The organism is Photobacterium chitinilyticum (genome assembly GCF_004104355.1).
Taxonomy (GTDB): Bacteria; Pseudomonadota; Gammaproteobacteria; order Enterobacterales; family Vibrionaceae; genus Photobacterium; species Photobacterium chitinilyticum.
Genome location: NZ_RJLM01000005.1, coordinates 1 through 24,452 on the forward strand (window position 1 = coordinate 1; position 24,452 = coordinate 24,452).

Annotated in this window: 19 protein-coding genes and 1 pseudogene; 14 read left to right on the forward strand and 6 right to left on the reverse strand. The window is 43.9% G+C overall.

The annotated features are described in order from the left end of the window. Both EDI28_RS13130 and EDI28_RS13135 read left to right on the forward strand, forming a co-directional pair. A pseudogene (locus tag EDI28_RS13130) lies at positions 1-81 on the forward strand (IS200/IS605 family transposase); the annotation flags it as partial. Positions 82-166: 85 nt separating this feature from the next. After that, positions 167-481, forward strand: a complete 315-nt coding sequence (locus EDI28_RS13135) for a cupin domain-containing protein (protein ID WP_128784344.1) — start codon at positions 167-169, stop codon at positions 479-481. Between the two features lie 40 nt (positions 482-521). On the opposite strand, the gene EDI28_RS13140 is transcribed toward EDI28_RS13135, so the two are convergent. Continuing rightward, entirely contained in the window at positions 522-2,018 is a 1,497-nt protein-coding gene (locus tag EDI28_RS13140) for an NAD(P)-binding protein (protein WP_128784345.1), read from the reverse strand. A 377-nt stretch (positions 2,019-2,395) separates the two neighbouring features. On the opposite strand from EDI28_RS13140, the gene EDI28_RS13145 reads away from it, so the two are divergent. From EDI28_RS13145 to EDI28_RS13155, 3 genes are all read left to right on the forward strand, one after another. Next, positions 2,396-3,400 (forward strand): response regulator, encoded by a 1,005-nt coding sequence (locus EDI28_RS13145; protein ID WP_128784346.1) that lies wholly within the window; start codon positions 2,396-2,398, stop codon positions 3,398-3,400. Positions 3,401-3,403: 3 nt separating this feature from the next. After that, positions 3,404-3,850 carry a PAS domain-containing protein gene (locus EDI28_RS13150; protein ID WP_128784347.1) on the forward strand — a complete coding sequence of 149 codons (447 nt, stop codon included), beginning with the start codon at positions 3,404-3,406 and terminating at the stop codon, positions 3,848-3,850. A gap of 168 nt (positions 3,851-4,018) precedes the next feature. Beyond that, positions 4,019-5,011: an OmpA family protein gene (locus tag EDI28_RS13155; protein ID WP_128784348.1), complete on the forward strand. Its 993-nt coding sequence runs from the start codon at positions 4,019-4,021 to the stop codon at positions 5,009-5,011. A 56-nt stretch (positions 5,012-5,067) separates the two neighbouring features. Here the strand turns inward: EDI28_RS13155 and EDI28_RS13160 are convergent, their stop codons facing one another. After that, positions 5,068-5,877 (reverse strand): M48 family metallopeptidase, encoded by an 810-nt coding sequence (locus EDI28_RS13160; RefSeq protein ID WP_128784349.1) that lies wholly within the window; start codon positions 5,875-5,877, stop codon positions 5,068-5,070. A 137-nt stretch (positions 5,878-6,014) separates the two neighbouring features. On the opposite strand from EDI28_RS13160, the gene EDI28_RS13165 reads away from it, so the two are divergent. The 4 genes from EDI28_RS13165 (at position 6,015) to EDI28_RS13180 (ending at position 8,679) form a co-directional block, all read left to right on the forward strand. After that, positions 6,015-6,449, forward strand: a complete 435-nt coding sequence (locus EDI28_RS13165; RefSeq protein WP_128784350.1) for a hotdog fold thioesterase — start codon at positions 6,015-6,017, stop codon at positions 6,447-6,449. 4 nt (positions 6,450-6,453) lie between these two features. Next, a complete protein-coding gene (locus tag EDI28_RS13170; RefSeq protein ID WP_128784351.1) occupies positions 6,454-6,684 on the forward strand; it encodes a DUF3389 domain-containing protein in 231 nt (76 codons plus the stop codon). A 413-nt stretch (positions 6,685-7,097) separates the two neighbouring features. Then, the gene (locus tag EDI28_RS13175) at positions 7,098-7,991 is read left to right on the forward strand and encodes a phosphotransferase (RefSeq protein ID WP_128784352.1); all 894 of its coding nucleotides are present in this window, start codon (positions 7,098-7,100) and stop codon (positions 7,989-7,991) included. A gap of 64 nt (positions 7,992-8,055) precedes the next feature. Further along, on the forward strand, positions 8,056-8,679 hold the full coding sequence (locus EDI28_RS13180; RefSeq protein ID WP_128784353.1) for a putative ATP-dependent zinc protease: 624 nt from the start codon (positions 8,056-8,058) through the stop codon (positions 8,677-8,679). 48 nt (positions 8,680-8,727) lie between these two features. Here the strand turns inward: EDI28_RS13180 and EDI28_RS13185 are convergent, their stop codons facing one another. The 4 genes from EDI28_RS13185 to EDI28_RS13195 all read right to left on the reverse strand — a co-directional run bounded on the left by EDI28_RS13185 (position 8,728) and on the right by EDI28_RS13195 (position 13,110). Beyond that, positions 8,728-9,555, reverse strand: coding sequence for a DUF2797 domain-containing protein (locus EDI28_RS13185; protein WP_128784354.1), 828 nt, complete (start codon positions 9,553-9,555; stop codon positions 8,728-8,730). 277 nt (positions 9,556-9,832) lie between these two features. Then, the gene (gene bcsG / locus EDI28_RS13190; protein WP_128784355.1) at positions 9,833-11,464 is read right to left on the reverse strand and encodes a cellulose biosynthesis protein BcsG; all 1,632 of its coding nucleotides are present in this window, start codon (positions 11,462-11,464) and stop codon (positions 9,833-9,835) included. Between the two features lie 24 nt (positions 11,465-11,488). After that, positions 11,489-11,650, reverse strand: a complete 162-nt coding sequence (locus EDI28_RS26965) for a hypothetical protein (RefSeq protein ID WP_164918549.1) — start codon at positions 11,648-11,650, stop codon at positions 11,489-11,491. Next, the gene (locus EDI28_RS13195; RefSeq protein WP_164918550.1) at positions 11,647-13,110 is read right to left on the reverse strand and encodes a BcsE family c-di-GMP-binding protein; all 1,464 of its coding nucleotides are present in this window, start codon (positions 13,108-13,110) and stop codon (positions 11,647-11,649) included. Before EDI28_RS13195 ends, EDI28_RS26965 begins: the two co-directional genes overlap by 4 nt. A gap of 793 nt (positions 13,111-13,903) precedes the next feature. Here EDI28_RS13195 and bcsQ point away from each other — a divergent pair. From bcsQ to EDI28_RS13220, 5 genes are read left to right on the forward strand one after another with little or no spacing between them, the layout of a single operon-like run. Beyond that, positions 13,904-14,710 carry a cellulose biosynthesis protein BcsQ gene (gene bcsQ, locus EDI28_RS13200; protein WP_128784357.1) on the forward strand — a complete coding sequence of 269 codons (807 nt, stop codon included), beginning with the start codon at positions 13,904-13,906 and terminating at the stop codon, positions 14,708-14,710. Next, positions 14,703-17,330 carry a UDP-forming cellulose synthase catalytic subunit gene (gene bcsA / locus EDI28_RS13205; protein ID WP_128784358.1) on the forward strand — a complete coding sequence of 876 codons (2,628 nt, stop codon included), beginning with the start codon at positions 14,703-14,705 and terminating at the stop codon, positions 17,328-17,330. The genes bcsQ and bcsA overlap by 8 nt, the downstream gene beginning before the upstream one ends. Then, the gene (gene bcsB, locus EDI28_RS13210; protein WP_128784359.1) at positions 17,331-19,577 is read left to right on the forward strand and encodes a cellulose biosynthesis cyclic di-GMP-binding regulatory protein BcsB; all 2,247 of its coding nucleotides are present in this window, start codon (positions 17,331-17,333) and stop codon (positions 19,575-19,577) included. After that, positions 19,574-20,689, forward strand: coding sequence for a cellulose synthase complex periplasmic endoglucanase BcsZ (gene bcsZ, locus EDI28_RS13215; RefSeq protein ID WP_128784360.1), 1,116 nt, complete (start codon positions 19,574-19,576; stop codon positions 20,687-20,689). The genes bcsB and bcsZ overlap by 4 nt, the downstream gene beginning before the upstream one ends. Next, positions 20,680-24,399 carry a cellulose synthase subunit BcsC-related outer membrane protein gene (locus EDI28_RS13220; RefSeq protein WP_128784361.1) on the forward strand — a complete coding sequence of 1,240 codons (3,720 nt, stop codon included), beginning with the start codon at positions 20,680-20,682 and terminating at the stop codon, positions 24,397-24,399. The genes bcsZ and EDI28_RS13220 overlap by 10 nt, the downstream gene beginning before the upstream one ends. The last annotated feature ends 53 nt before the right edge of the window (positions 24,400-24,452 follow it).

Consider the following 24,452-nt stretch of genomic DNA (forward strand, 5'->3'; position numbering starts at 1 on the left):
GCAATAATTCGTAGATATGTACGACATCAGGACAAAGAAGAGCTTGAGTATGAGAATCAGCTTGAGTTGTTGAAAAACTGATAGCGTGGAATGCCCCCTTCTAGGGGGTGAATGTAAAGCCGCCTTCTTAGAAGGCGGATTTTTACTTTTTAGGGATGGGATCATAATGAATGTTTTTGAGAATATACCTGCTGAACTGCCCGGGGAAATATTTGAAGATATCGTCAACACTTCAACGATCCGTATAGAGCGTATTATCTCCAAAGGCCATACGACACCGACCGATGAGTGGTACGATCAAGATGAACATGAATGGGTGGTCGTGCTGAAGGGGGAAGCCCGGATACGGTTTGATGATAACGACCGAGAGCTGCATTTAAAGCAAGGCGACCACCTTAATATTCTTGCCCACCAGCGTCACCAAGTGTCATGGACCATTCCCGATCAAGAGACAATCTGGCTTGCGGTGTTCTATCGCTAGTAAGCGACTCATTACATTGAGCCGCTATTAGTTCTTAGTCCTAAGTATCGAATCGAACTAAGTGTGCCAAGGCGGGTGGGTAACCCCGTTCTGTTGCTAATGTCTCGGCCTTGGTGATCACTTTGACCTGACTTAAGCTTGAGGTGAACGGAAACTGGTGCTCAAGAGGTTGTTTTGCCTCATTGATATTAGGTAGGAGGCCTTCCAACCGTAATTGTTGGATAACACCGTCAGCAGCAGAAAGTGCAGAAGATGCTTTGACTATTTCAGTTCGCGCATAGCGTTGGCCTGCAAAAGAGATATCAGCGGCCCTAAGTGAAGGGTCATCCCCCGGGATCTGCTGAGCACCGAATAATGGTTTTCCTCCGATGGTTGCAGTGTGGTATGCCGGTACAAACTGTGTCATGTGCTTGATGGCTCTATCGGTTCGAGTATCAATGTCCGAGTTTGTCCAGCCGTACTTGAGTTTTTGAATGAATGATTTATCTAGTTCGGGTTGGGCACTTTTTGTTGTACTGCTGGCCAGTCCTTGTCTAAACAGCGTTATGTCTTCTGTCATGCCATGAAGCTGAAAAAAACCGTTCGGGTAGGGTGTAAGCTGAGCCATTCCATTGGGTGTACCACGTTCACCGTGGAAAATAATTTCTGGCCAGATCCCTTCACACTCTGCCCAGTGGGTAACGTAGGCTGCTTTGAACTCTACCATTCTGTTACGGGGTAAATTTGCCCAGTTGTCGAGTGTGCCAGTACGGTAACCGCATGCATTGACCAAATAATCAACGTTAACAGAGTGTGTAATATGATCATCAAGTGCTTCGTCGAATTGTTGGTAGTTGATTGACCAAGAGTTGTCGTATTCGTGTTGTTGGATATCGATAACGGTCGATTGTGTATTTAGCTTGCACGAAGGTAACTGTTCAAGGGCTATATTGGCAGTTGCTGCCAGGCGAAATACGCTTAACCCATATTCCTGAACAAGGATCAGTGGGAATTTAAATTTATCTAAATCTAAATTCTTGGCGACAGGGATCATCCAGTCATCAATTGAAGTTGGTTCTAAAGGCGTTGATAAATTGGCTAGCTGTTCCAATTCACATCGATAGTAGAGTTTGTAATAGTTATCCGGGTTCCCTAGTACCTGATTCTGACTATCGGTTTCGACGGATTGACGGTAAGCGTCTTGCAGCAATGCCAACCGTGGAAGCAGAGCTTCAGGATCACCAAGATCTCGCGCTGGAACGGCAATCACGGTGGGTCTGATATTCGCGGTATGGGGGAATATTCGAAGCGTATCTATCGATTCTTGTAGCAGCGTCAGACATTGCTGATCTGAGATCTCTCTATATAGGTTTCCACCAGCGTGTAAATGGCAGATTGGCGGGCCGTTGACTAGGCTCTTGCCTTCTTCGAATAGCTCTACTTGGATACCAAGCTCAGCTAAGCGGAGCGCTATCGTTGATCCAGCGATACCTCCACCGATGATCCCTATTTTTATAGGATGTTGACAATCGGTGTGGTGGGAGCCATGAACATTCATAATTTGCTGATAAGTCGCTTTAAGTCATATAGTGATAATAGTTAGCATTCTACGTTGCCTTCATCGCGTTTAAAACACTTACTCAGTGTGGAAAAGGAAAATCACCTCGTTCAAGCCAATATTTACAATGTAAATAGAATGGCCATTTAAGGCATAACAATGATGCTGTGCATACTACTTAAGGTGTAGTAAAGACATACAATTCATTGGTGTGACGTTGTCACAATTATTAATGTAGTCAAATGAAGGCTGTAAATAGGTGCTAGCGGTATATTTCAGCAGACCAGTAGCACTTCTACTGTTATTATCTAGGTGGAAGTTTTATTAAAAAGAATAATAGCAGCGCTCCAATAAATAAGAAGCGCCAAGGAGCACGCATGGCTACCTCAATTTTGATTTGTGATGACTCAGCATTAGCACGAAAGCAAATGGCAAGGGCGCTACCAGCCTCCTTGCAAGCCGAAGTTACTTTTGCTGTTAATGGTTTAGAGGCCTTGCAGCACCTTCAAAAAGACAAGTTTGACCTGATGTTCTTGGATCTGACAATGCCAGAGATGGACGGATACGAGACATTGGAGGCGATCCGCCAACAAGATATTGATATTAAAGTAATTGTGGTGTCGGGTGATATTCAGCCACAAGCACAGGCACGAGTTAAAGCCCTTGGAGCGGTTGAGTTTTTAAAAAAACCGGTTGATAAAGCGTTATTGAAAACGCTGCTCAAAGAGCTGATACCTTCCGAGCCTGTTGCATTTGATGAGGTGATACACCGAATCTCCACCCCAGCACTTCGACGTCGCGATGTTTATCTTGAAGTTGCCAATGTGGCTATTGGTCGAGCGGCGGATTCGCTTGCCCGCCATTTTGACGTGTTTGTTAACTTACCCTTGCCTAACGTGAATGTCTTTGAAGTGAGTGAACTTCATATGACAATGCGCCATCTTGCCAGCAATAGTGCGATGTCCGGCGTCTGTCAGGGTTTCAGTGGTGAAGGGATCGCCGGTGAAGCATTGGTGCTGTTAAGTGATTCCAGCGTAAAAGATCTCATGACTATGATGAAGTACCCAGTAGAGTCGGGGTGTGATTCAGAGTTGGAGTTATTGATGGATGTCAGCAATATTCTTGTTGGTTCTTTCCTTAAGGGCTTAGGGCAACAGGCTGAAGTGAAGTTTTTCCAAAGTCACCCAGTGTTGCTCGGACAACATTTATCGATAGAAAGTATGATTGAGCAGACCGAAGGAAATTGGCGTAGAACAATGACATTTGAAGTGAGTTACGGTATTGAAGGTACTGATATCAAATGTGATTTATTACTGATGTTTGTTGATGAATCACTACCTTTGCTCGATAACAAGCTGTCTTACTTGATGGACGAGGACTAGGCCATGTTTGCTTTACCTGCTGAGTTTGAACAGTTTCATTGGATGGTCGACATGGTGCAGCACGTTGATGTTGGCCTTGTCGTTCTTGATAAAGATTATACCATTCACGTGTGGAATGGATTTATGATCCATCACAGTGGTAAACAGGCGCATGAGGCGATAGGGAAAAAAATATTTGATATTTTTCCCGAGATCCCAGCGGAGTGGTTTACCGCGAAATCGAAGCCTGTTTTTGAATTAGGGTGCCGGAGCTTTTTGATTTGGCGTCAGCGTCCTTATCTGTTTAAGTGTCGTAATGTCAGGCCTATAACCCAACAAGCGCCATTCATGTATCAGAATATCACCCTTAACCCGATGACATCGCCAAAAGGGGACATAGATTACCTCTTTATGGCAGTAGAAGATGCAACGGCTGAAGCGTTAGCTGAAGGGCGGATACAAGACAAATAAGTACCACAAAAAAGCTCATGTTAATGAGCTTTTTTATATTCTGTTATTGTTGATATCTGGAAGATTTTCCTCATTATTTATTTGTATTTCCCTTGTAAAAAATCAAATTCAGTTCTAAACACTACAGTGGTAGTGGTAAAAAAGAATGAATAATAGGGATATCTAGATATGACAAAATTTTACAAAATTCTCCCATTGGCGTTATTACTCTCGGGAGTTGTTCATGCCGCAACAGATAACCCATGGTATGCCGGCGCGCGTATCGGCGGTACAAACTTCGATAGTTTTGATGGGGCTTTAGATGGTGCCGAGAACAGCTTTGAGCGTGACGACTGGGGAGGCGGTGCCTTTATTGGTTACACCTATAACTCTTGGTTTGGTGTTGAGGGTGGATACACCTATCTGGGTCAGGCTGATTTTAATAATGGCAGTGGCGGATTTGAAGTACACGGGTTAGATTTGGTCGGTAAGTTTACATGGTCGGCGACACCATCAATTGATTTGTTTGGTAAGCTGGGTGGTTACGTATTTGATGTCGATAATAGTGTAAACAATCAAGATGATAACGGTATCGCTCCGACGGCGGGAGTTGGTGCGGAGTTTTTCTTTAATGATGATTTATCTGCTCGTGTAGAGTACCAGTATTATAACCAGGTGGGTGGCAGTAGCCCGGGTGAAAGTGATATTCATTTCTATGGTTTAAGCCTGGTGTATTACTGGGGAGCACCCACCCCGGTAGCGATTATTGAGCCTGAACCGGTACCAGAGCCTGCGCCAGTACTCGTCGAACCTGAAATGATGAAAGTGAAAGCATTGAGCGTTAATCTACCGTTTGCTTTTGACAGTAATGCGCTAGCGCAATCAGATATCGATTTGATACAGCCAATTGCACAACGGTTGGTGGAGTATCCTGAAACTAAACTGTATGTCGTCGGTCACACAGATAGCCGAGGAGCCGAAGATTATAATCAGAAGCTTTCGGAAGAGCGTGCTGCTGTCGTTGCTGGCTACTTAGGAGCACACTTTGGGATTAATAAGAATCGTATAGTTGCTCAGGGTAAAGGTGAGGCAGAGCCCTTGGCACCAAACGATACTGATGCTGGTCGTGCAAAGAATCGTCGCGTAGAAGTGTATACGCCGGGCTTTGAGATCACGAAGTAAATTGCTCTGTGAATGAAAAAAGCGCCTAAGGGCGCTTTTTATATTTCCGAACACGATTAGAGTAGGCATTGAGGACGAATTGCATTATTGCTCGGTAATCGTCCTATTTCTGCTCTGAGATCATCAATACGTGTCGAGTGAGAAGGGTGGGTGGAAAGAAGTTCTGGGGGCTGGCTACCACCGGCAGCCTTAGCCATATTTTGCCACAGACTAACGCTTTCATTTGGGTTAAATCCCGCTTCTGCCATCAAGCGCAATCCAACGATGTCTGATTCGGATTCCTGGGCCCGGCCATAGGGCATCAGCACACCATATTGCATCCCAAGTCCTAGTCCAGCCATGGTCACATCATGGTAATCTGTGCCGCTTATCGCCATGCTCGAGAGTTGCAGCCCAACATTGGCTAACTGGCTACGTGACAGACGTTCATTGCTGTGTTGAGCTAATACGTGGCTAATTTCATGGCCGATGACGGTTGCAAGCTGATCTTGGTTAGTTGCGACTTCAAGCAATCCGGTGTATACACCAATTTTTCCACCAGGTAGCGCAAAGGCATTGACTTGCTTACTGTCGAATACCACTACTTCCCATTGACTGAATCCGCTGCTTGGGTTCAGCTTAGATGTTAACGCCTTGGTTACACACTGAACGTACTGGTTGGTCTTTTGATCGTGATTGATGGTTTCGTGCTCTTTAAGCTGTTCAAATGATTGTGCCCCTAGCTGTGACATATCTTGACTCGAAAAAAGCAATACTTGCTGTCGACCTGTCGGTGAACTTGAACAGGCTGTTAATGAGACAGCCGTGGCGATAAGAGCAGTGTTAAGTAAGGGGCGAAAGTTAAATAAAGATCGAAAGTAATGCATTTGAATGACTCCTTTCATTCAATTATAGGAAAAACTAATGATTGGATCATACTACGGCAGAGGTCGCCGAGTATAGTTAGTAGTCGGTATGAATGGAGAGTGGTATTCTTTGTATATTATGACCTATAGGTAACTTCATGAGTATTTGGAAGAAAAAATTTACCCTAGATAGTCTGAACCTGAGTTCGGTGAATACGCTTGTCGAGCACCTCGGTATAGAATACTGCGACTTTGATGATAACAGCCTGAGTGCCGTAATGCCGGTTGATGCGCGCACACATCAACCATTAGGCATGCTACATGGCGGAGCATCAGTGGTGTTGGCAGAAACGCTTGGCTCATTAGCTGCCAATATGTGCGTTGATGAGACAAAGTATTGTGTAGGGCTTGATATTAATGCCAATCATGTTCGTGCTGTTCGCAGTGGAATAGTAAGGGGAACAGCAACACCGGTTCACCTCGGGACGACTACGCAGGTTTGGCAGATAGAGATCACGGAAGAACGAGGCCGTTTGGTATGTACAAGCCGTTTGACGATGGCAGTCATGAAACATAAGAAGAAAGAAGCCTAATCAAATGAATTTATCTTTTTCTGAAGGCCGTGTTATTGCCAACCAGCATGAGCTTGTTGTTCGTCTCGATGGGGTATCTCGTGTATCTCTGCAAGCACGGGTGGATGACGTAACGTTAATTGGTGGAGCGAACGTGGTTACAGCGACAGGAAGTGGCGTTAACTGGTCAGTTAGGCTTGATAATGAAGAGCAATTGAATAATCTTGCGAACGCAATTGGTATTGCGATCCAATAAGTAATAGATGCTGTGATATTCGCAGCATCTGCTTCTCTACTTACATTTACTTGCTATTAACAATTATCTCAACGAACAATGCCTGCGTTTATTGGTCTCGCACATATAAAATGTCTCTAGCGAAAGGTGCGGGTATTATTGGCAACTGTCTGTTTTTTAAGAACTGATCTTAATTAACGCTCGTGACGATATAATGCATGGGTTTTCTACGTTTATTAACCTCCTTAAATGCAATTTTATGAGAGCACGCACTCATAAATTACTATTTTGACCCAAAACTCTAGCGACAAAGTGTCATTTGTTGCACTCTGGTTGTGATAGATAAGACTAAAATTTTTATATTTTTGACTATGTATTTGTGTAGGGAATATATGACTGAATGCGTTCAGTTGTTCAAGTAAAAGGAAGTGTTAATGATTCGGCATCAGCTTAAGCAAATTGCTGAAACTGCTTATCAGACAATGTATGGTCAGCGGCCTGAACTGTGTAATATTCAGGAATCATTCTACGGCTGGGTTGTATTTGCAGCATCGCCAAAAGGGAAGGTTGTTGTAAAGTTCTCTAGAGAGATAGGGCGGTTGGCAAAAGAAATTACAGGGTTACACCGCCTTTCAAAATGCCTGGATTGCTCTGTTCCTGAGATTTTATTTTTCGGCCGGGAAGAGGGCTATGACTACTTAATGATGGAATGGCTTGATGGTTTATCTGCCCATGAATTACCCAGTAATCCAATTGCGCTCGAACAGTTTCGCGAAAGTTATACAGACTTGCTATTAGCCCTTCATGAAAATCAATCGCAGCAAGGTTTTGAACTTGCTGAAGAGCAGTACGATCCGAGCTTGGTTAAAGCATTTGAGAGCTGGATGGCACCGGTATTGCGTTATGTACAAAGTAGTTGTTCGCCTTTTTCTCCAAGATTAAAAGATGCCTATATTTCTATGTGGGAGAACAAAGAAGAAATTCTCTCACCTATAAATACGCGTTCTTCGCTTGTTCATGACGACTGCCATGTCGGGAACGTGCTCTTTAACCCCAGGACGTTTAAGGTCGCAGCTATTCTTGATCCATGTGATGCTGGTTATAAGCATCGAGAATTTGATATTTTCCATCTTTATGATGTGCGGCCTGATCTGAAGTTGGTTGAGCGTTACCAAGAAAAAGTACCGCTTGCTGAGGGGTTTGAATTGAGACGTTGGTTTCTCAGTTTGTGGGATGATGCTAAGCATAGCCGGAATATGGGATGGTATGATGAGCCGTGGCTATTAGCTAAAGTAAATCAATTTAACGAGACCTATGCCCAAAGGTAGAACTTGCGAGCGAATGATTTCTCAGCATATTATTGTGGTATGGGAAAGATTTAAGGTTATTAGAATGAGAATAATTGCAGCCTGTATTGCGGCGGTATTACTCGCTGGTTGCGCACAGAAAGTTACTCGTGGGCCGGAGCCTACACCTGAGCCTGAAATTAGTGGTGAAGTGAAACCCACAGAACCTATTGTTACCGGTCCTGAGGTTGCTCCTGTACCGCAGCCCAAGCCAGAGTTGAAGCCGGCAGTCAAACCGGAACCCAAGCCTAAGCCAACACCAGTTGTGACGAAGACGCAGTATGGAAAGTTAATTTTGGGTGCAGAGGAATGGGTTTGGTTAGATTCAGCCAAGCAGCATGTAAGAGTTAAAGTGGATTCTGATGTAAAGCTTTCGACAATTGGTGTTTCAGATATCCAGGAATTTGAACGAGACGGAAATGATTGGATCAAGTTTAAGACCAGTGGACAATCTGTTGAGTTGCCAGTTGAGCGTTGGTTGAAGAACAAAAATGGCAGTAAAAATCGCCAAGCTGTAGTAAAGCTACGCGCTAAGCTAGGTGAACTCAATGAGCTTACCGAGTTTGCCCTAACCGCAGGCAAAGGCATTGTACTTGGGATTAACTTTATCCGAGATGTAGCCATTGTTGACGGCTCTAGAAAGTATGTTCAGCCGAAGACGAAGAAATAGACAAGAATAATAGTGCAGAAAGGCGGTAATACCGCCTTTTCGCTATAGTTATAGTGTTTCAACGGTTACTTCGTAACTGGTGAATTTTCGAATGTTAATCACCCCGGTATCGAAGATCAGATATTGCCCTTTTATACCTAACAACGTCCCTTCAACGATCGGTGTTTTATCAAAATTATGAGAGCTGATTTTGGTTGGATACTGGGTGACCGGGTATTGGATAGTAACCAACTTTTCATCGAGTTGTTCGACGGCATCCTCGCCGTATAAGGCCAAGAGTTCATTGAGCCGCGATTCGATAATCGGGAGCAGTCGAGCAGCTTCCGTTTTCAGATCAATGTTTTCATTGTCGCCTTTGAGCATGGCACGCCAGTTTGTTTTATCTGCCACCATTTCGGCAAGGGCGATTTCTACTAACCCTGATATCTGACGCGTCTTAACTTTCAGTATAGCTAGTGCTTGTGTTGCCCCCTGATCAATCCAGCGGGTCGGTAGCTGAGTATGGCGGGTGATCCCTACTTTTAGACCAGATGTATTAGAAAGGTAGACATAATGAGAAACCATACAGTGGGTATCGCCCCATTCTGGTTCTCGACAAGTCCCTTTCGCATAATGGCAGGTTTCCGGTTTCATGATGCACATGTCACAGCGGGCCAGTTTTTTCATACAGGGAAAACAGTGCCCTTGGGAGTAGCTTTTCTTTGTTTTCTTGCCACAGGCATCACAGAAGATATTACCGGTGTGGGTCAGTTTCAGTGTTTTACCAATCAAAGGGTTTAGCGGTAGAAAATTCTCACCGACAGGCAGTTGGTATTCAACCACGTCACCTAACGACGATTTCATTTTTTGTAGTGTACCTAGCATGACTTTGCTCATATTGTATTTATGTAGTAGGAATAATTTTATCACTACTATAAGGAATATCTGAATAGATCCATTAGACCTTCCGTATCTGTATACCATAAGCCTGCCACTGAGCAGGCTTATAACCAGTGGTAACCTCTTACAAACCCGTCCCAGATTGGAGTCGGTGTATTCATTGCTTACATCCTGTAATTGTTAATCAACTGTGATCATTTTTACAGAGTTAACAGTGTTATACCATGCTGATGAAGTCATCTTTTCAAACATTTACAGTTAAAATCAATAGGCACTAGTTAGCCTTGTATTGGATCCAGCTCTCGTCATCTAATGTTAAGAAAGATGCTTCCCTCACCTCCATCATTGTTGTGCCTTGATTCTGCGAAACGATGCCGACTTCATCGAGATTGCGAACAAGGTCATTCAGTTGGAAGGCTCGTCCTGAAAAAATATCGCTTGCGATAATGTTCCCTAATAAATCGGAGATGGCTAGGTAGCTATTTGGCTGGCTAATTTTCACCTTGTCTCCTTGTATGTTCAGGTTTGGTCCAAAGAGTTTGATACCAACCGGAACTCGTGTAATTGCAGTCGTAGGGACTTCTCTCATGCCCTGAATTTGCATTTTGTCACCGCGCATGGCCGCACCATGTTCAGGGACGAAGATAACAACCAGATTACGGTTCGATTTTTTAAGATTGTTTACAAAGTCATAGAGGTCATCAAGTACATTTTTTTGCTGCTGCTTGTAGCTAATCAAACTGCTGCCAGTATTGCCACGGATAATACGATTGCCATCATGGGCCGAAATTGAATTATATAAAGTGACGGTGGGACGTGAATCGTTTTGACTGCCCTGGGAGAGCCACTGGTTTAATACAGAAGCATCGCGGTAAATACTCGAACCATCGAAACTTTTCTGATAAGGCGATAGATTTTCAAGGTCAACAGCAGGAGAGATAATCCCTAGATTGTTATTGATGTGGGTCATGAAGTTACCGAACTGGCCGTTATGATTGAGGAGCAATTCATTTTCGAAGCCCAGTTGAGCCAGGTTATCAAATAATAAGCATTGTTTGTTGCTTGAGGTGTCAAATAGAGTCGTATGTTCTTGTTGACCACAGCTGGCTCTCAGAAGACGGATGACAGCGGGGCCGCTGTAAGCGGTGGCAGAGTTGAAATTTTCAAACAGGATATCAAACTCTTGTAATAGAGGGTGAGCGATCTGTCCTGTCAGATCCAGATCATCCCAGGCAACTGAGCAGATGTTCAACAGAAGGATATCGAAATTATGCTCGAGGTTAAGTCCACTATGTAATGTTGATATTTTTTGTGCTTCGTTATCGAAAAAGGCTTTACGGTACTGGTTCAAAGCAATGTCATCAATAACATCAGGTAGTGTTAGGTTTGATAACTCTTGTTCAAGTGTTGTGATTTTCTCAATCTTAACTTGAGGAACTTTTGCATGTACAGAAAGAGGCTGTTCTGTATGGTTGAAACTAAAAAACAGCATAGTGACCATGACTAGAGTGGTTACTCGAAATATTTGATTGGCAAAGTAATAGCCGATAATGATCAGGCCAGATAAAATCATAATATCTAGAGATATAAACCGAGAAGCCAGCTCGAGTAAATAGAGAGTGTCAAACTGAAGCAATTGGGACAGTTGTTCTGTAAGCCGGTTTAACGGGGGCAAAAAAGAATCAAAGTAGAAAAGCCACAGGCCGATAACTATACCAATGCAGTTTCTGGCGATTCTCAGCCCTCTGTGTGATACAGGGATCAGTAGAAAAGAGAAAAATGCAAAATTGTAGAGAACAGAAAAGCCGATTATGCCTTTGAATTTGAGGGCGAACTTGATCAGAAAGTAGATATTCCACCAGCCCAGAGACCAAACCGCTTTCTCGCTAAGTTGTTTAGTTGTCATGATATGTCCACATCCATGCTTTGGTTACAATGCATCATCTTTGTGTTTGTATTTTTCAAAGTAGCTAAGCTGCCTGCTTAACCATTTCTGACGTATTTTAGTTATCAGTGCTTTGGTGAAAAATCCCAGAACAAACCCTAATGCAGCTGTGATTGAGACTGTCAGGATAAAGTCGACTAAGTTCATGGCAATACCTTTTGAGAGGAACGCTCTAAAGGAACGCATCGCGCATAGGCACGAGTTTGGCTTTTCTTCGTTGGCGGTTCATTGGTGGAGGAAATTTGTTTAGTGATTGATCTTAGTTCTTTAGTAAATGGAATTGCAGTTGTCTGGGCACGGTCAAGTACCTCATGAATATCAATAGGCTTGACATAAACCGTATGACTTGCAAACAATTCATTAATGTTTATGTTGAATATATTATTTAGTGCGATGTCAACATCATTGGCTCGAACAGCACTCAGGAAGATATAAATTGCATCTTCACAAGGTGTGAGAAGATCGCCATCACGGCGAAGGTTGCACAATGAAATACAATCTCTAGCACTAATTGTTGGCAATAAGTCTAACCGTATGAGGGCAAAGTCCATCGATAGGTTTATGTGTCGGGAAACAAGAGACTTTACATGGTGAGTGAATTGTTCTATTCCGGTTAAACCAGAAAAGTCGTAACTTGGGCGTAAACAGAGAAGCTCTTCGTACCGCGCAGGTAGCTGATGTATATAAACTTGGTTTTGTATTGCAGCTATTTGGCTTAGGAAATGTGAGAAAGAAAGTTCCACAGGAACAATGAGGTTGATCCCTGAGTCTAAGAGAAATCGTTCATCGCTATAGCAGATACACTGAACGATTTCTCTCACGACAAGCTTTAATTCATTGCCGCGATGTATGCGAAGCTGATAAGCCTGGCGAGAGATTATCTCAATATCGTCATCGGTGAGGCATGGTAGAACAATGGTCGCGTGTTTTTTTGTTGAGGCTACTTGCAATAGTTGTTCGAGCGAATCGTAGACGTTAAATCGCTCAGGTGCTGTTTCGTTATCTTTTAATAGCGTTGTAAGCGTTAATACTTCACTGCTGTCACCAGTAAGGATGGTGTCGTTTTGAGTGAGAGGATGCTCTTTGTTGTCTATAAGGGTGTATGTCGCGACTTCCGGATCAAAATGATAACTGGTATTGGTAACGATACCGTTAACAGTATGGGAGTATAGAATAGTATAAAGGTAATGTGAGTCTAACGAGCCGTTGATGACTGACACACTTCCTATTTGGTTGCTATGGGTATTCAGTATAGAAAAGAGCTGGCTATTTTTATGAGTATCATAGATGCAAAAATATATAGTTATGTTAGATTGACTTAACCAACCATTTAAGCGTGAAAAAACTTGGAATAGATGCTCTTTATTATCAGGTAAGAATAAATATTCCTCAGATAGCACATATAAGTCAGCATTTGAAATAAGTGGGATTCGCTCTATGTCATCGAGTAATTTATCGATATTCTTAAGGCCATGTTTTGTGCTTTTCAAAAAAAAAGTATCATTATAAAAATCGAATAATTTCTCGTCGTTCTCTACAGGAAATAGACTTTTGTAGTAATCGCGAGCTATGTTAACTAGTAAAATATTACTATCAGGATTAGCCATGCTTGGCCCTTTTAGATGACAAGGGCTTGCTAGTAGCATATTAATCACATCATGATTTTCTGAAATAATAAAATTTATCATAATTTATATGGCTTTATACTCATTCACTGTTCTGTGACAAGCCTTACTTAGGCTATTTCATAACAAGGTTGGTCATGAAATTCTCAAGTGAGGGCCGAAGCGTGACCATTTATAACCAAATTGTGAAAGCAAATTATTGTCAATAATCCTAGTACTTGGATCGCAAGTTGGTCAATATTCAGCAAGATAAACTTAAGATGGAGATGATAAGGCCTAGAATGGTGTTTCGTGTATCAGAGGTGAAACACATAGTCTCAGTTCTTGACTGAACATGTGAAGGAAACAAGGAAGGTGCCTTGAATGACAACGGTATTTTTACTTTGCGTAATAAAAAAATGCAATAAAAATCTTTGATTGTGGCTGTTTTATTAACTTCTGCTATTCTTATTATGTTGATAAATATGATTATAAAATGTTGATATAGACAATTAACTATTTAATGATGATTTCAGATAATGTCTATTCTTGTTTTCTTTTTAAAGTTCATTTTAACTATAAAGTGTTATGGATATTGAATCAGATCTTTTTTATATAGCATCATCATACCATCTGGATGGGTTCGAGTATGAGGAGTTCGCCGATAACGAGAGGGTGTGCACTATTAACGCTCGTTGGGGGGTTTTTGGCGAAGAGAAAAAATTCCATCCTAGGTTAGGGAATGAAACAATAGAAACTAAAAAGCCATAATTTAGTCTTCGAAAGGTCTCTATAGATGAAATTAATTGCTGTCTCTGGGTTAAAAGGAGGGGTTGGTGCATCCTCTGTTGCAGCTAATCTTACTTGTGGGTTTAACCAACTTGATAGAAAAGTAGCTATTGTTGATTTGGATTTGCGTAACTTTATTCGTGTTTATTTCTCAATGATAATGACGGAAGAGGATGGTTGGGCTGTCCGAGTAAATCAAGGTGATGATTGGGCACTTGCTTTTTACCAAAGCCCGGCAGGGGTTTATTTCCTTCCATTTGGTGAACGTGGCCAGTTTGCTCCTGGTCGGGAAGGAAGTAACAGGTATATCGGCAGCTTTTCTGATACATCATCAGTTTATAAGCTGTCGGATAACTTTTTCTCTGAGATGCTGGCGTCTCTTGCCAGTCAATTTGACTACGTTATTCTTCATCTGCCTGTTGTTACTTTTTCTTCTGATCACATGAAGTTGCTTCAGTCTTTGCATGCAGTTATCGATCTGCATTTGGTTGTTATTAACCCTGATACGGCTTGTTATTCAATTCTCAATACACAGGGAGAAAAAGTTAGTCAGTTTCCAAAACTGAAACTTCTCTCGAACAAATATTTTTCGAATAGCGAAGTGAGCAGTGATTTTTCTTTTTATATGAAAAAAGTATGGGGTGAATTACTAGTTTCAAATCCGATACATTTTGATGAAGCCCTTGCAGAAGCTACCGCAAGTCTGCAGACCGTCGGTTGTTATTCGCCAGCTAGTTTGGCTGCAGCAGAATTTAAAACGCTAGCACTATGGACTATTGCGACCCTTACTCGTAATGAAGGTGACTATGTTTAGCTTTATTACAGGGAAATTATTTAATCCCTTGGTTATTGAAGACTTCTACCGCCACCTTTCATTGTATACGGGGAGTGAGTCGCCTTCGGTTTTGGGTAAGCTTGTACTGTTTATCTGGTTTTGCCTGTGTTCTTTTGTTTTAAGGCCAACAATTTTCGGGATTCAGACCTGGACGCTGCCACTTTCCCTTTTTCCACATGTAAACTTCTTAAGGCCCAAGTTATTGGATTCTTTACGATGTCTGATCCAGGCGCTATGGCTGTTATCAATAAAACAGCGTCGGCCAAATCGAGACAGCGTACAAAATGGGAGTCGGCAGGGCACGATCCGCAATTTCGTTTGGATAGGGTTTCGACGATTGTTAGGGCTACCAATGTCCTCGGTGCATTCGGCTATTGACTGGATTGAAAGACTCGCTGAAAAAAAGACTGAAAAAACAAGTTCTAATTGCAAGTCTGCAAGGCTGGACATGTCAAAGATATTACTGACTGTTCTGATTGGTTTGCTTTCGTTGCTGTGCCTTTCTGTCCCTTTTGGGTGGCAGGCGCAAGTTATCTTTGTGCTGCTGTTGTGGTCAATGGCAATGTTGATACGTCGCCTGCCGGGGCGTGTACCCAATTTATTATTGATTATTCTTTCTGTTACTGTTTCGTGTCGATATATCTGGTGGCGTTATACCTCAACACTAAATTGGGATGATTCTGTTGACCTGTCGCTAGGGATCATACTGCTGATGGCGGAAAGTTATTCTTGGCTTGTATTGATATTGGGTTATTTTCAGAATGTCTGGCCATTGAAGCGTAAACCGATACCGTTGCCGAAGGATGTGTCTCAATGGCCAACGATTGATTTAATGATTCCGACTTATAATGAAAATTTGGATGTTATTAAGACAACGGTTCTGGCTGCATTAGGTGTGGATTGGCCAAAGCATAAACTCAACATTTATATATTGGATGACGGAAAACGAGATGAATTCAAGGCTTACGCGAAAGAAGTGGGGGTTCATTATATTCGTCGCCCAACTAATGAATATGCGAAAGCAGGTAATCTTAACTATGCCTTGAAACACTCTCAGGGTGAGTACATTGCGATTTTTGATTGCGATCATGTCCCGACAAGGGCTTTCTTCCAGATCACAATGGGGGGCTTTCTGAAAGATGATAAGTTAGCGTTGGTACAGACGCCGCATCACTTTTTCTCTCCGGACCCGTTTGAAAGAAACTTGGCAAATTTTCGAGATGTACCGAGTGAAGGAAACCTATTTTATGGTTTGGTACAGGATGGAAATGACATGTGGGATGCGACCTTTTTCTGCGGATCCTGTGCGGTATTGCGTCGTTCTGCACTCGAAGAGATTGGGGGAGTTGCAGTCGAAACGGTGACTGAGGATGCCCACACATTTTTGAAGTTACACCGCCTTGGTTATCGTTCTGCATACTTAAGGCAGCCAGTATCAGCGGGCTTAGCGACCGAATCGTTATCGGCCCATGTTGGTCAGAGGATTCGCTGGGCGAGGGGGATGGCCCAGATTTTCAGATTGGATAACCCACTAATGGGGAAAGGGTTGAAGTGGCCGCAAAGACTCTGCTATCTCAATGCAATGCTGCATTTTTTATCGGGAATTCCCCGAATAATCTTCCTTGTTGCACCGCTGGCATTTTTGGTATTTCAGTCTCACATTATTTATGCCCCAGCTTTAGTTATCGTATTGTACGTTTTTCCTCATATGGTGCATGCGAGCCTCACTAATTCAAGAATTCAAGGTAAGTATCGTCATTCTTTCTGGGGTGAAGTTTATGAAACGGTACTGGCATGGTATATCGCTCGGCCGACTACAGTTGCACTGTTTGCACCAGAAAAAGGCAAGTTCAATGTCACTGAAAAAGGGGGGCTAATTGAACAGGCACATTTTGATTGGAACATATCCAAGCCATATCTTGTGCTAATCGGCATGAACGTTATTGGTGTCAGCTTTGGGGTATATCGACTTAGTTGGGGCCCTGCCGACGAAATGGCAACTACAGCACTTAATCTGTTATGGACGTTTTATAACTTGTTTATTCTTGGGGGGGCAATTGCCGTTGCAGCAGAAGCGAAGCAAGTTCGTAGGAATCACCGTATTGAAGTTGATATACCTGCTGTGGTTCGGATGCATACAGGGCACCTGTATCCAATAACCATGGTTGATTTTTCGCTGGGGGGGCTACGAGTTAAAGCGGCAGATAATAGTATTTTTGACGGGCAGTCAGAGGTTGAAGTGACACTGCGGCGTTCGTCGGAGGATATTACGTTTAAGTGCCGTGTAATGTATCGAGAGGAGAGTAGTGTTGGTCTCCAGCTTAATGCTATGACAACAAAGCAAGAAATTGATTATGTCCAGTGTACATTTGCCAGGGCGGATAATTGGTTGATATGGAAGCAGCAATATGAAGTCGATCAGCCAATGAATAGTTTTAAGAGTGTCCTTCTCGTTGGTATTAAAGGGTACGAAAGGTTACTGGAGAATAGTCCAAGGGCCGTCAACAAGGTCTACCACGCTATAAGGACATTTATCAGTGTTCTCTTTGGGTATGTGTCGTCATTTAGACCAAGATTTGTGCAGTTGAAGGATTATTAAATGAAGCGATTAATCATCAAAATAACAACGCTCATATTTGGCTTGCTGATCCCTTGTATTGCAGCATCAATGCCGTCAACGGAGCCAGTATCGGAAGTCGAGAATAAAGAAATTTCATTTTCTCAGCTGGGGGTTAATGGCTCAATTACCATGTCGGGGAGTGAAAGTACGGCTTATCTTAGTTTTGGTTCACGGTTGGACGAAATTGTCTCGAAGGCTTCGCTACAGTTCAGTTTTGTTCCTTCGCCAGCGTTGTTGTCTTCCGTTTCTCATCTTAAAGTTTTTTTGAATGAAGAGCTTATGGGAGTGATTGCAATTAACGACGGCGATCAAGGACAGAGAGTTTCAGCGTCAATGCCTCTGGACCCAAGATTTATAAGTAATTTTAATCAGCTTAGGTTTGAACTCATAGGTTCTATCAACAGCACCTGCCGTAACCCGAATGATCCGAGTGTTTGGGCAGAAATTAGCAAGGCTGGCAGTATTCACCTTCAAGTTCAGCAAGCTGTTTTGGCGACAGATTTAGCTTTGTTGCCGGCTCCATTTTTTGATGAAAGAGATTTCTCACATCTAACATTACCGTTTGTTTTCCCTGCTCAGCGTGATATTGGCGGGTTAACTGCTGCAGGAATTATGGCTTCTTACTTTGGGGCACAGGCCAGCTGGCGAGGTGTGAACTTTCCTGTTTATTTTGATGAGTTACCACAACAGCAGAATGCAATTGTATTTGCGACGAACCAACACCGGCCATCATTTATCAAAGATCTTCCTGATGTCACGGGGCCTACACTCCAACTGATCGCCCACCCAATGAATGAGTACCGAAAATTGCTGCTTGTTCTTGGTCGTGATAGCAATGATCTGAATACCGCGGTACGGGGGCTGGTACTTGGCAATAGCCTGCTAACCGGCCCAATTGCGCGGGTTAACAATGTCACCGAATTAAAACCTCGCCAGCCCTATGATGCACCTAATTGGGTAAGAACGGATAGGCCGGTTAGCTTTGCCGAGCTTGTTGATGGTCCCTATCAGTTGCAGGTTGAAGGGCGAACATCGTCTCCTATTAATGTGGCATTTAACTTACCGCCGGATCTTTTTGCTTGGCAGTCTCGGGGAATACCACTTGATTTGGCCTACCGTTATTCTCCTCCGACAGGGAGCTCGGAGTCGCGGATGAATTTCTCTGTTAATGGGCAGTTTGTTGAGGCATTTAATCTTTCAGAAACAGGAAAAAATGCTGACGCTAGTCCCCTACGGATCCCGCTAATTGACGATACGTTGGTTAGTACCAGTTCGTCGTCTCGTATTCCGGCATTTCGTATAGATAGCAGTAATACGATGCAGTTTGAATTTAACTTTCTATCAGGCTCTGGGGGGGATGCTTGTCAGCCTGGGCAGTCCAGTCGCAATTATGCCGTAATGGACTCAGATTCGACTCTGGATTTTTCTGGATTTCCTCATTATATAAAAATGCCAAACTTGCGAGCATTTGCTAAGTCTGGTTTTCCATTTTCTAAGATGGCTGATTTATCAGAAACCGTCGTGGTGATGAAACAAAACCCAGTGGAACCCGAAGTGGCACTGATGCTCGATACGATGGGGGCGATAGGAACAAAAACGGGCTATCCGGCAATAAAGGTGACGATGATAGATCGTTGGGAGCCTGATCAATTGATTGATAAGGATATTCTGACGATAGGAACAACATCGACGCAAGCAGAGAATGTTGTTTCTCATGAGGGAGCACATTTGATTCTGGGGGAATTGACCCGCCAATTAGCGTTACCGGTTATCAATAATAAGCTGGGATGGGCGAGTTGGTTTAAGAGTTTGCCTGAAGATACGGATGTGACGGGAACCGTCGATGTGAGTGTTTCCGGTGACTTTGCCAGTATGGTCGCTATGGAGTCACCGATCACCAAAAACCGGAGTTTGATCTCGTTGGTCGCATCGACAGTCGATGATTTCGGCTTAATCGGTGATGCCTTAAATGACAGCGGTAAATTAGAACATATGTTCGGTTCGGTGGTGACGATACAGCGAGGGCAGGTAGCTAGTTTCGATGTAGGGAAAACGTTTTACTTGGGGCATTTACCTGTCATAGAACTGGTTTGGTACCACTTTTCTTCCCATCCTGTGTTGATAGCTTTATGCGTTGTATTTTTAATTGTGACTCTCACGATAATCATCTGGCGTACATTACGCCGGGTTGCGACAGAGAGGTTAGCTGCAGGAGATAAAGAATGAAACAGTTAGTTGCATTGATAATCTGCGGAATGCTTAGTACTCAGGCTTGGGGAGAGCAATGCAGCTGGTCTACATGGGAGGAATTCAAGGACACATACATTCTTGATGATGGTCGTGTGCTTGATGGATCTGATCCGCGGCAGATCACGACATCTGAAGGGCAATCATATGCGTTGTTTTTTTCGTTAATTGCCAATGATCCCGATACGTTTAAATTGCTTTTCAATTGGACTCAAACGAACCTTGCCAAGGGGGATCTTACCGCGCGGCTTCCTGCCTGGTTGTGGGGAGAAAATTCCCAAGGCCAATTTACCGTACTTGATGCTAATTCGGCTTCTGACTCTGATCTGTGGATAGCCTTCACTTTGTATGAAGCTGGCAGGTTATGGAATAACTACTACTACCAAAGCATCGGTTACTTGTTGGCCAGTCGGATCTTGCGGGAAGAAACTGTTGAACTGGAAAAAGGAAAGCGGCTATTACTGCCGGCACCAACAGGGTTTGTCCTAGATGATCGAACCTATCGTCTAAACCCCAGCTATGTTCCCATTCAGCTGATAGAAAAAATGGCAACATCATTTCCCCATCAAGACTGGGCTTCGCTCAGAAAAGGTAGTGAGCACCTTATTGTTGAATCTATGCCAAAGGGATTTAGTCCTGATTGGGTTATATATTCAGAAGAAGGCTATACGAGGGATAAGAAAACCAAAGGGGAGGGTAGCTATAACGCTATTCGTACTTATCTGTGGGCGGGGATGCTGGCCGATGATGATCCGTTCAAGCCTCGGGTTATAGAAGCCATGCAGCCGATGGTTACGGCCAATACACGCAAAGGGTTACCGCCACGAACGGTGAACACCCGTAACGGTTCCTATCGAGGGAAGGGCTCTGCGGGCTTTTCGGCTTCTATGTTGCCGCTGTTGGTCGCATCGGGTGAAGGCGAATTAGCTAAAGAACAGTATCAAGCCGTGAAAGACTCGTTACTGAGCGAGCCGGATAACTATTACTACGATAATGTTTTGGCGCTATTTGGCGGGGGATGGTTTGAGAACAAATACCGGTTTGAACGTGATGGTAGCTTAGTTACATATTGGGATACGCTATGTCAGTGATTTCGGGACGCACTGTAGCAAAGGTGGGCTTACTTTTATTTTTCCTGATACAAGCCTACTCGGCTTGCGCTCTGACATCTAAACAGCGTGAACAAGTCTATAGTTTGTCACCGCCTTTAATGCATCCAGTCTCCCCTTCACAAACAATAGATACTGTTGACTGGCTTCATTCACAGATTGTTACCGCAGAACTGATGAATCGTGATGATATTGTCGAGAGTGCCCTTGATAGGTTATTGGCCGTGTCACCAAATGACCTCAATGGACAGATAGCACTGGTGCGTCTTAGTGCGCGAAAGAATCAGCTTAGGCAGGCCAAGCTAAGACTAAACCTGCTTCGCGTGCAACATTCAGCGAAGAACACCGTGTTGTTATTAGAGTCATATTTATCAATTTACACCAATAAGCGTAGCGACTATAAACGGCTTCAGTTGCTGGAAAAATTAGGTCGTACAGAGGAAGCAATTGCCAGCTATGATGCTTTATTTCCCTATGGTATGCCGACGCATCAACTATGGTTAGCCTACCTTTCCTTGCTGGGTGAAGACGATAGCAACTGGGCTTTGGTGAAAGATAAACTGGAGCAGATGAATTACCATTACCCGAATGTGCCAATCTTACAGCTCCGGCTTGCTAGCCACTTAAGAACGCGGGAACCCGATAATCCCTGGATGCTCGAAACCTTGCAGAGATTGGCGGCAAACCCGCAGGTCGGTGAGCGGGCTGCTAAAACTTGGTTAAAAGCTCTCTCTGATCTGCCGGTTGACGCAGAATGGGCGAAACAACATGTTATCCTTGCCAGCTACTTTCCATACGACTTTGCTATTCAGCAGGCAAATCTTGCCGCTCAGTCTCGTTGGAAGCAAGAGCAAGAATGGCTGAGAGATCCGACATACCGTGCCAAGCTGAAGGGTATTGCATTGGTGAAAAGCGATGACCCCGAAAAACTTTCCTATGCCTATGAGCAGCTTAGCTATGCAATGACGACTCGGCCTAATGATCCGCAATTGCTTGAAGCAATGGGAAAGTATTATTTACGCCAAGGGCAGTCAGAGCAGGCATTACTCTATTTCAAGCGAGCCGCGTATTTTGATGAAGACCCTGATAATACGACGAAATACCAATCTCTTGTTAGAACGGCCCAATATTGGACCTATCTTGATCGTGGTGATCAGCTAGTCGTCGAGGGGAGTGGTCAGGAAGCCAAGGAATATTACAATAAAGCACAGGGACTACTACCTGATAACCCCCAAAGTTATATCCGGCAGGCTAGTCTCGCGCTTTTGGAGAACGACTATTTACTGGCCAGCGCTAGGTATCGCAAGGGGAAGCAAAAGGATCCATTAAATGCGGCTGCACTCAGAGGGATATTGAATACCTATGTTATGCAGCGGCAACCGCAGATAGCCTTACAACAGGCGGGTACATTTACGCCTGCGCAGCAACAGCTGGTACGGAAGGAAATCGATACGCTAAAAATTGAGCAACTGGCTCGGCGGCTTGATACATATTCTAACTCTCAGAACAATCAGCGTTCTACACAACAAGTGATAGATCAACTGGTGCAAATCAATCCTAGCGATCCTTGGTTGAGGAAGGAGATTGCTGATTTGTTGATAAGCCATGAACGGCAAGGGCTAGCTGAGCGATTGATGGCGGACTGGGCCGCTGGAACGCAGGAGCCGGAGATGGCCTATGCATATGGATTGTTTTTATCTCAGCAGGACTATTCACGTGAAGCTATCGTCGCGATAGCGTCGATACCGAAAGGTAAACGTACAGTCAGTATGGAAATCAGCCTTGAGCGGTTGAAACTCAAGCTGGCAATAGAACAAGCTGTGGCCTTGTATGAGAAGGATCCTGAGAAGGCGGTCCGTATGTTACAGAGTTATCCGCGCCCAAAAACGGTTGAAAATCGATTAAGCCTGGCTTTTGCCTGGATGCGAATGGGGGATCTCGGAAAGGCGCGTTTGATTATAGGTTCACCTAACCTTTCCGCACTGAGTGATACTCTGTTTATCAAGTATGGGGAGGCCGTTGCCGTCCTTGATGATAAATTTTTGTTCGATAGGTGGCGGGCAGCCGCACAGCCACGCACATTTAATGATGTGTTGCAGGTTCAGTATTATCAAGTGATTGCCGATTACGAGTTATATGGCGTGAATGCTGACTATGCTGTCGGAAATATAACAAAAGCACACAAAACGTTTCAGTTTTTACTCAATTCTGACGTCCCCAGTCAAGACGAAATTGCAATTCGCCTCGTCCAAACCAGCCATCAGCTAGAAGATCAGAAAACCTTTACCTACGTGACCCAGCGTTTGATTCAGCGTCAACCTCAACTTACTTATTCACAGCAGCTAAAGCTGGCAGAGGTGCTGTACAAAACCGACAACAGCCAAGATGCAACCCTGATGCTGGCGAAGCTTGGCGAGCGGAGTGACGGTACTGCCATTGATAAGTGGGAATCATTGAATATTGCAATGGACAAGCAGCAATGGGATACGGCAGAGAAGTTGGCTTACCAAACTTTGTTGGCTGATAGGCAGGCAAAACACCCGGCCAAAAAAGAAGAGCAGAACTTAACGTTGGAAACAATGTACCTTGAAGCCGATGATTACTGGCTGACTCGAAATGTAAAAGCAGATATCGATACGTTGCGGGCGAGAGAAGATGGTCACATTAAGATCGGACTCGATTATGGATTTCGAGAAGGTGAAAACCATGAGCTAAATGTACCTCTGGAGGCTCGGATACCGCTCTCGGAGTATGACGGCCATTTGCTCTTTAAACTGGATTATGTACAGGTGGATTCTGGCGACCAGAATTTTTATGACAGCAATGTCAGCTTTGATGACAGGCATACCGGAGCTGCAATTGGTGTTGGTTGGGAGGCCAAGGATTGGCGGGCAGATATCGGCACAACGCCCCTAAACTTTTTGAATACGGGTATTGTCGGTGGGATCGAGAAGGTGTTTGATATCGATAAGTATACCTTTAGGGCTGTTTTATCTCGTCGCCCTGAAACCAGTACGACACTGTCTTACTCTGGAATTAAAGCTGTAGTGCCTTCGACGGTGCCTAGCGAGCAAGAGTGGGGAGGAGTGCTAAAAACGGGAATCAATCTAGGGCTGTCGTGGGATGACGGGGGGCCATATGGTGCTTGGTCGAGTGCGCAATTCCATTTTTTCGATGGTAAAAACACCGTTGATAATACGCGATTTGCATTGATGGGAGGCGGCTACTGGAAGTTTGTTGCCGAGGAAGACAAGCGCTTGAGTGCCGGAGTGAGTGCTTTTTATATGAGCTACGACAAGAACCTCGGTGAATATGCCGTGGGACACGGTGGTTACTACAGTCCTCAGTCTTATTTCTCGCTCTCGCTACCTGTAAGTTATTACGGCCGATATCAAAACACCTGGGCCTATTCTGCCTATGCATCAGTGTCACATTCCTGGAGTGAACTTGATGTTCCGTACGGGTTGAATGGTAGTGAAGATAGCGGTAGTGATTTTGGTTATTCACTTCGATTGGCAACGGAAAAGAGGGTAAGTTCGAAGTGGTATATAGGGGCGCTGGTGGATGTGGAGCGTTCGGAATCTTATGAGCCGAACCATTTTCAGGTGTATGTGAAATATACCTTTAACGAAGGCTGGCAGCCGATAGAGACTCCACCTGATCCCGTAACGTTATATGCCGATTACTACTGATTAGCCGTGTGAACTATTTCGTCGCGAGAGGGATAAAAAGCCTGCGCGAAGCA

Bases quoted from the DNA above. Each gene is read 5' to 3' on its own strand.
- EDI28_RS13170 (WP_128784351.1), top strand. From the start codon at position 6,454: ATGAATTTATCTTTTTCTGAAGGCCGTGTTATTGCCAACCAGCATGAG.
- bcsB (WP_128784359.1), top strand. From the start codon at position 17,331: ATGAAGCGATTAATCATCAAAATAACAACGCTCATATTTGGCTTGCTG.
- bcsG (WP_128784355.1), bottom strand. From the start codon at position 11,464: ATGACAACTAAACAACTTAGCGAGAAAGCGGTTTGGTCTCTGGGCTGG.
- EDI28_RS13220 (WP_128784361.1), top strand. From the start codon at position 20,680: ATGTCAGTGATTTCGGGACGCACTGTAGCAAAGGTGGGCTTACTTTTA.
- EDI28_RS13155 (WP_128784348.1), top strand. From the start codon at position 4,019: ATGACAAAATTTTACAAAATTCTCCCATTGGCGTTATTACTCTCGGGA.
- EDI28_RS13135 (WP_128784344.1), top strand. From the start codon at position 167: ATGAATGTTTTTGAGAATATACCTGCTGAACTGCCCGGGGAAATATTT.
- EDI28_RS13180 (WP_128784353.1), top strand. From the start codon at position 8,056: ATGAGAATAATTGCAGCCTGTATTGCGGCGGTATTACTCGCTGGTTGC.
- EDI28_RS13195 (WP_164918550.1), bottom strand. From the start codon at position 13,110: ATGGCTAATCCTGATAGTAATATTTTACTAGTTAACATAGCTCGCGAT.
- bcsA (WP_128784358.1), top strand. From the start codon at position 14,703: ATGTTTAGCTTTATTACAGGGAAATTATTTAATCCCTTGGTTATTGAA.
- EDI28_RS13160 (WP_128784349.1), bottom strand. From the start codon at position 5,877: ATGCATTACTTTCGATCTTTATTTAACTTTCGCCCCTTACTTAACACT.
- EDI28_RS13175 (WP_128784352.1), top strand. From the start codon at position 7,098: ATGATTCGGCATCAGCTTAAGCAAATTGCTGAAACTGCTTATCAGACA.
- EDI28_RS13145 (WP_128784346.1), top strand. From the start codon at position 2,396: ATGGCTACCTCAATTTTGATTTGTGATGACTCAGCATTAGCACGAAAG.
- bcsQ (WP_128784357.1), top strand. From the start codon at position 13,904: ATGAAATTAATTGCTGTCTCTGGGTTAAAAGGAGGGGTTGGTGCATCC.
- EDI28_RS13150 (WP_128784347.1), top strand. From the start codon at position 3,404: ATGTTTGCTTTACCTGCTGAGTTTGAACAGTTTCATTGGATGGTCGAC.
- EDI28_RS13165 (WP_128784350.1), top strand. From the start codon at position 6,015: ATGAGTATTTGGAAGAAAAAATTTACCCTAGATAGTCTGAACCTGAGT.
- EDI28_RS13140 (WP_128784345.1), bottom strand. From the start codon at position 2,018: ATGAATGTTCATGGCTCCCACCACACCGATTGTCAACATCCTATAAAA.
- EDI28_RS13185 (WP_128784354.1), bottom strand. From the start codon at position 9,555: ATGAGCAAAGTCATGCTAGGTACACTACAAAAAATGAAATCGTCGTTA.
- bcsZ (WP_128784360.1), top strand. From the start codon at position 19,574: ATGAAACAGTTAGTTGCATTGATAATCTGCGGAATGCTTAGTACTCAG.
- EDI28_RS26965 (WP_164918549.1), bottom strand. From the start codon at position 11,650: ATGAACTTAGTCGACTTTATCCTGACAGTCTCAATCACAGCTGCATTA.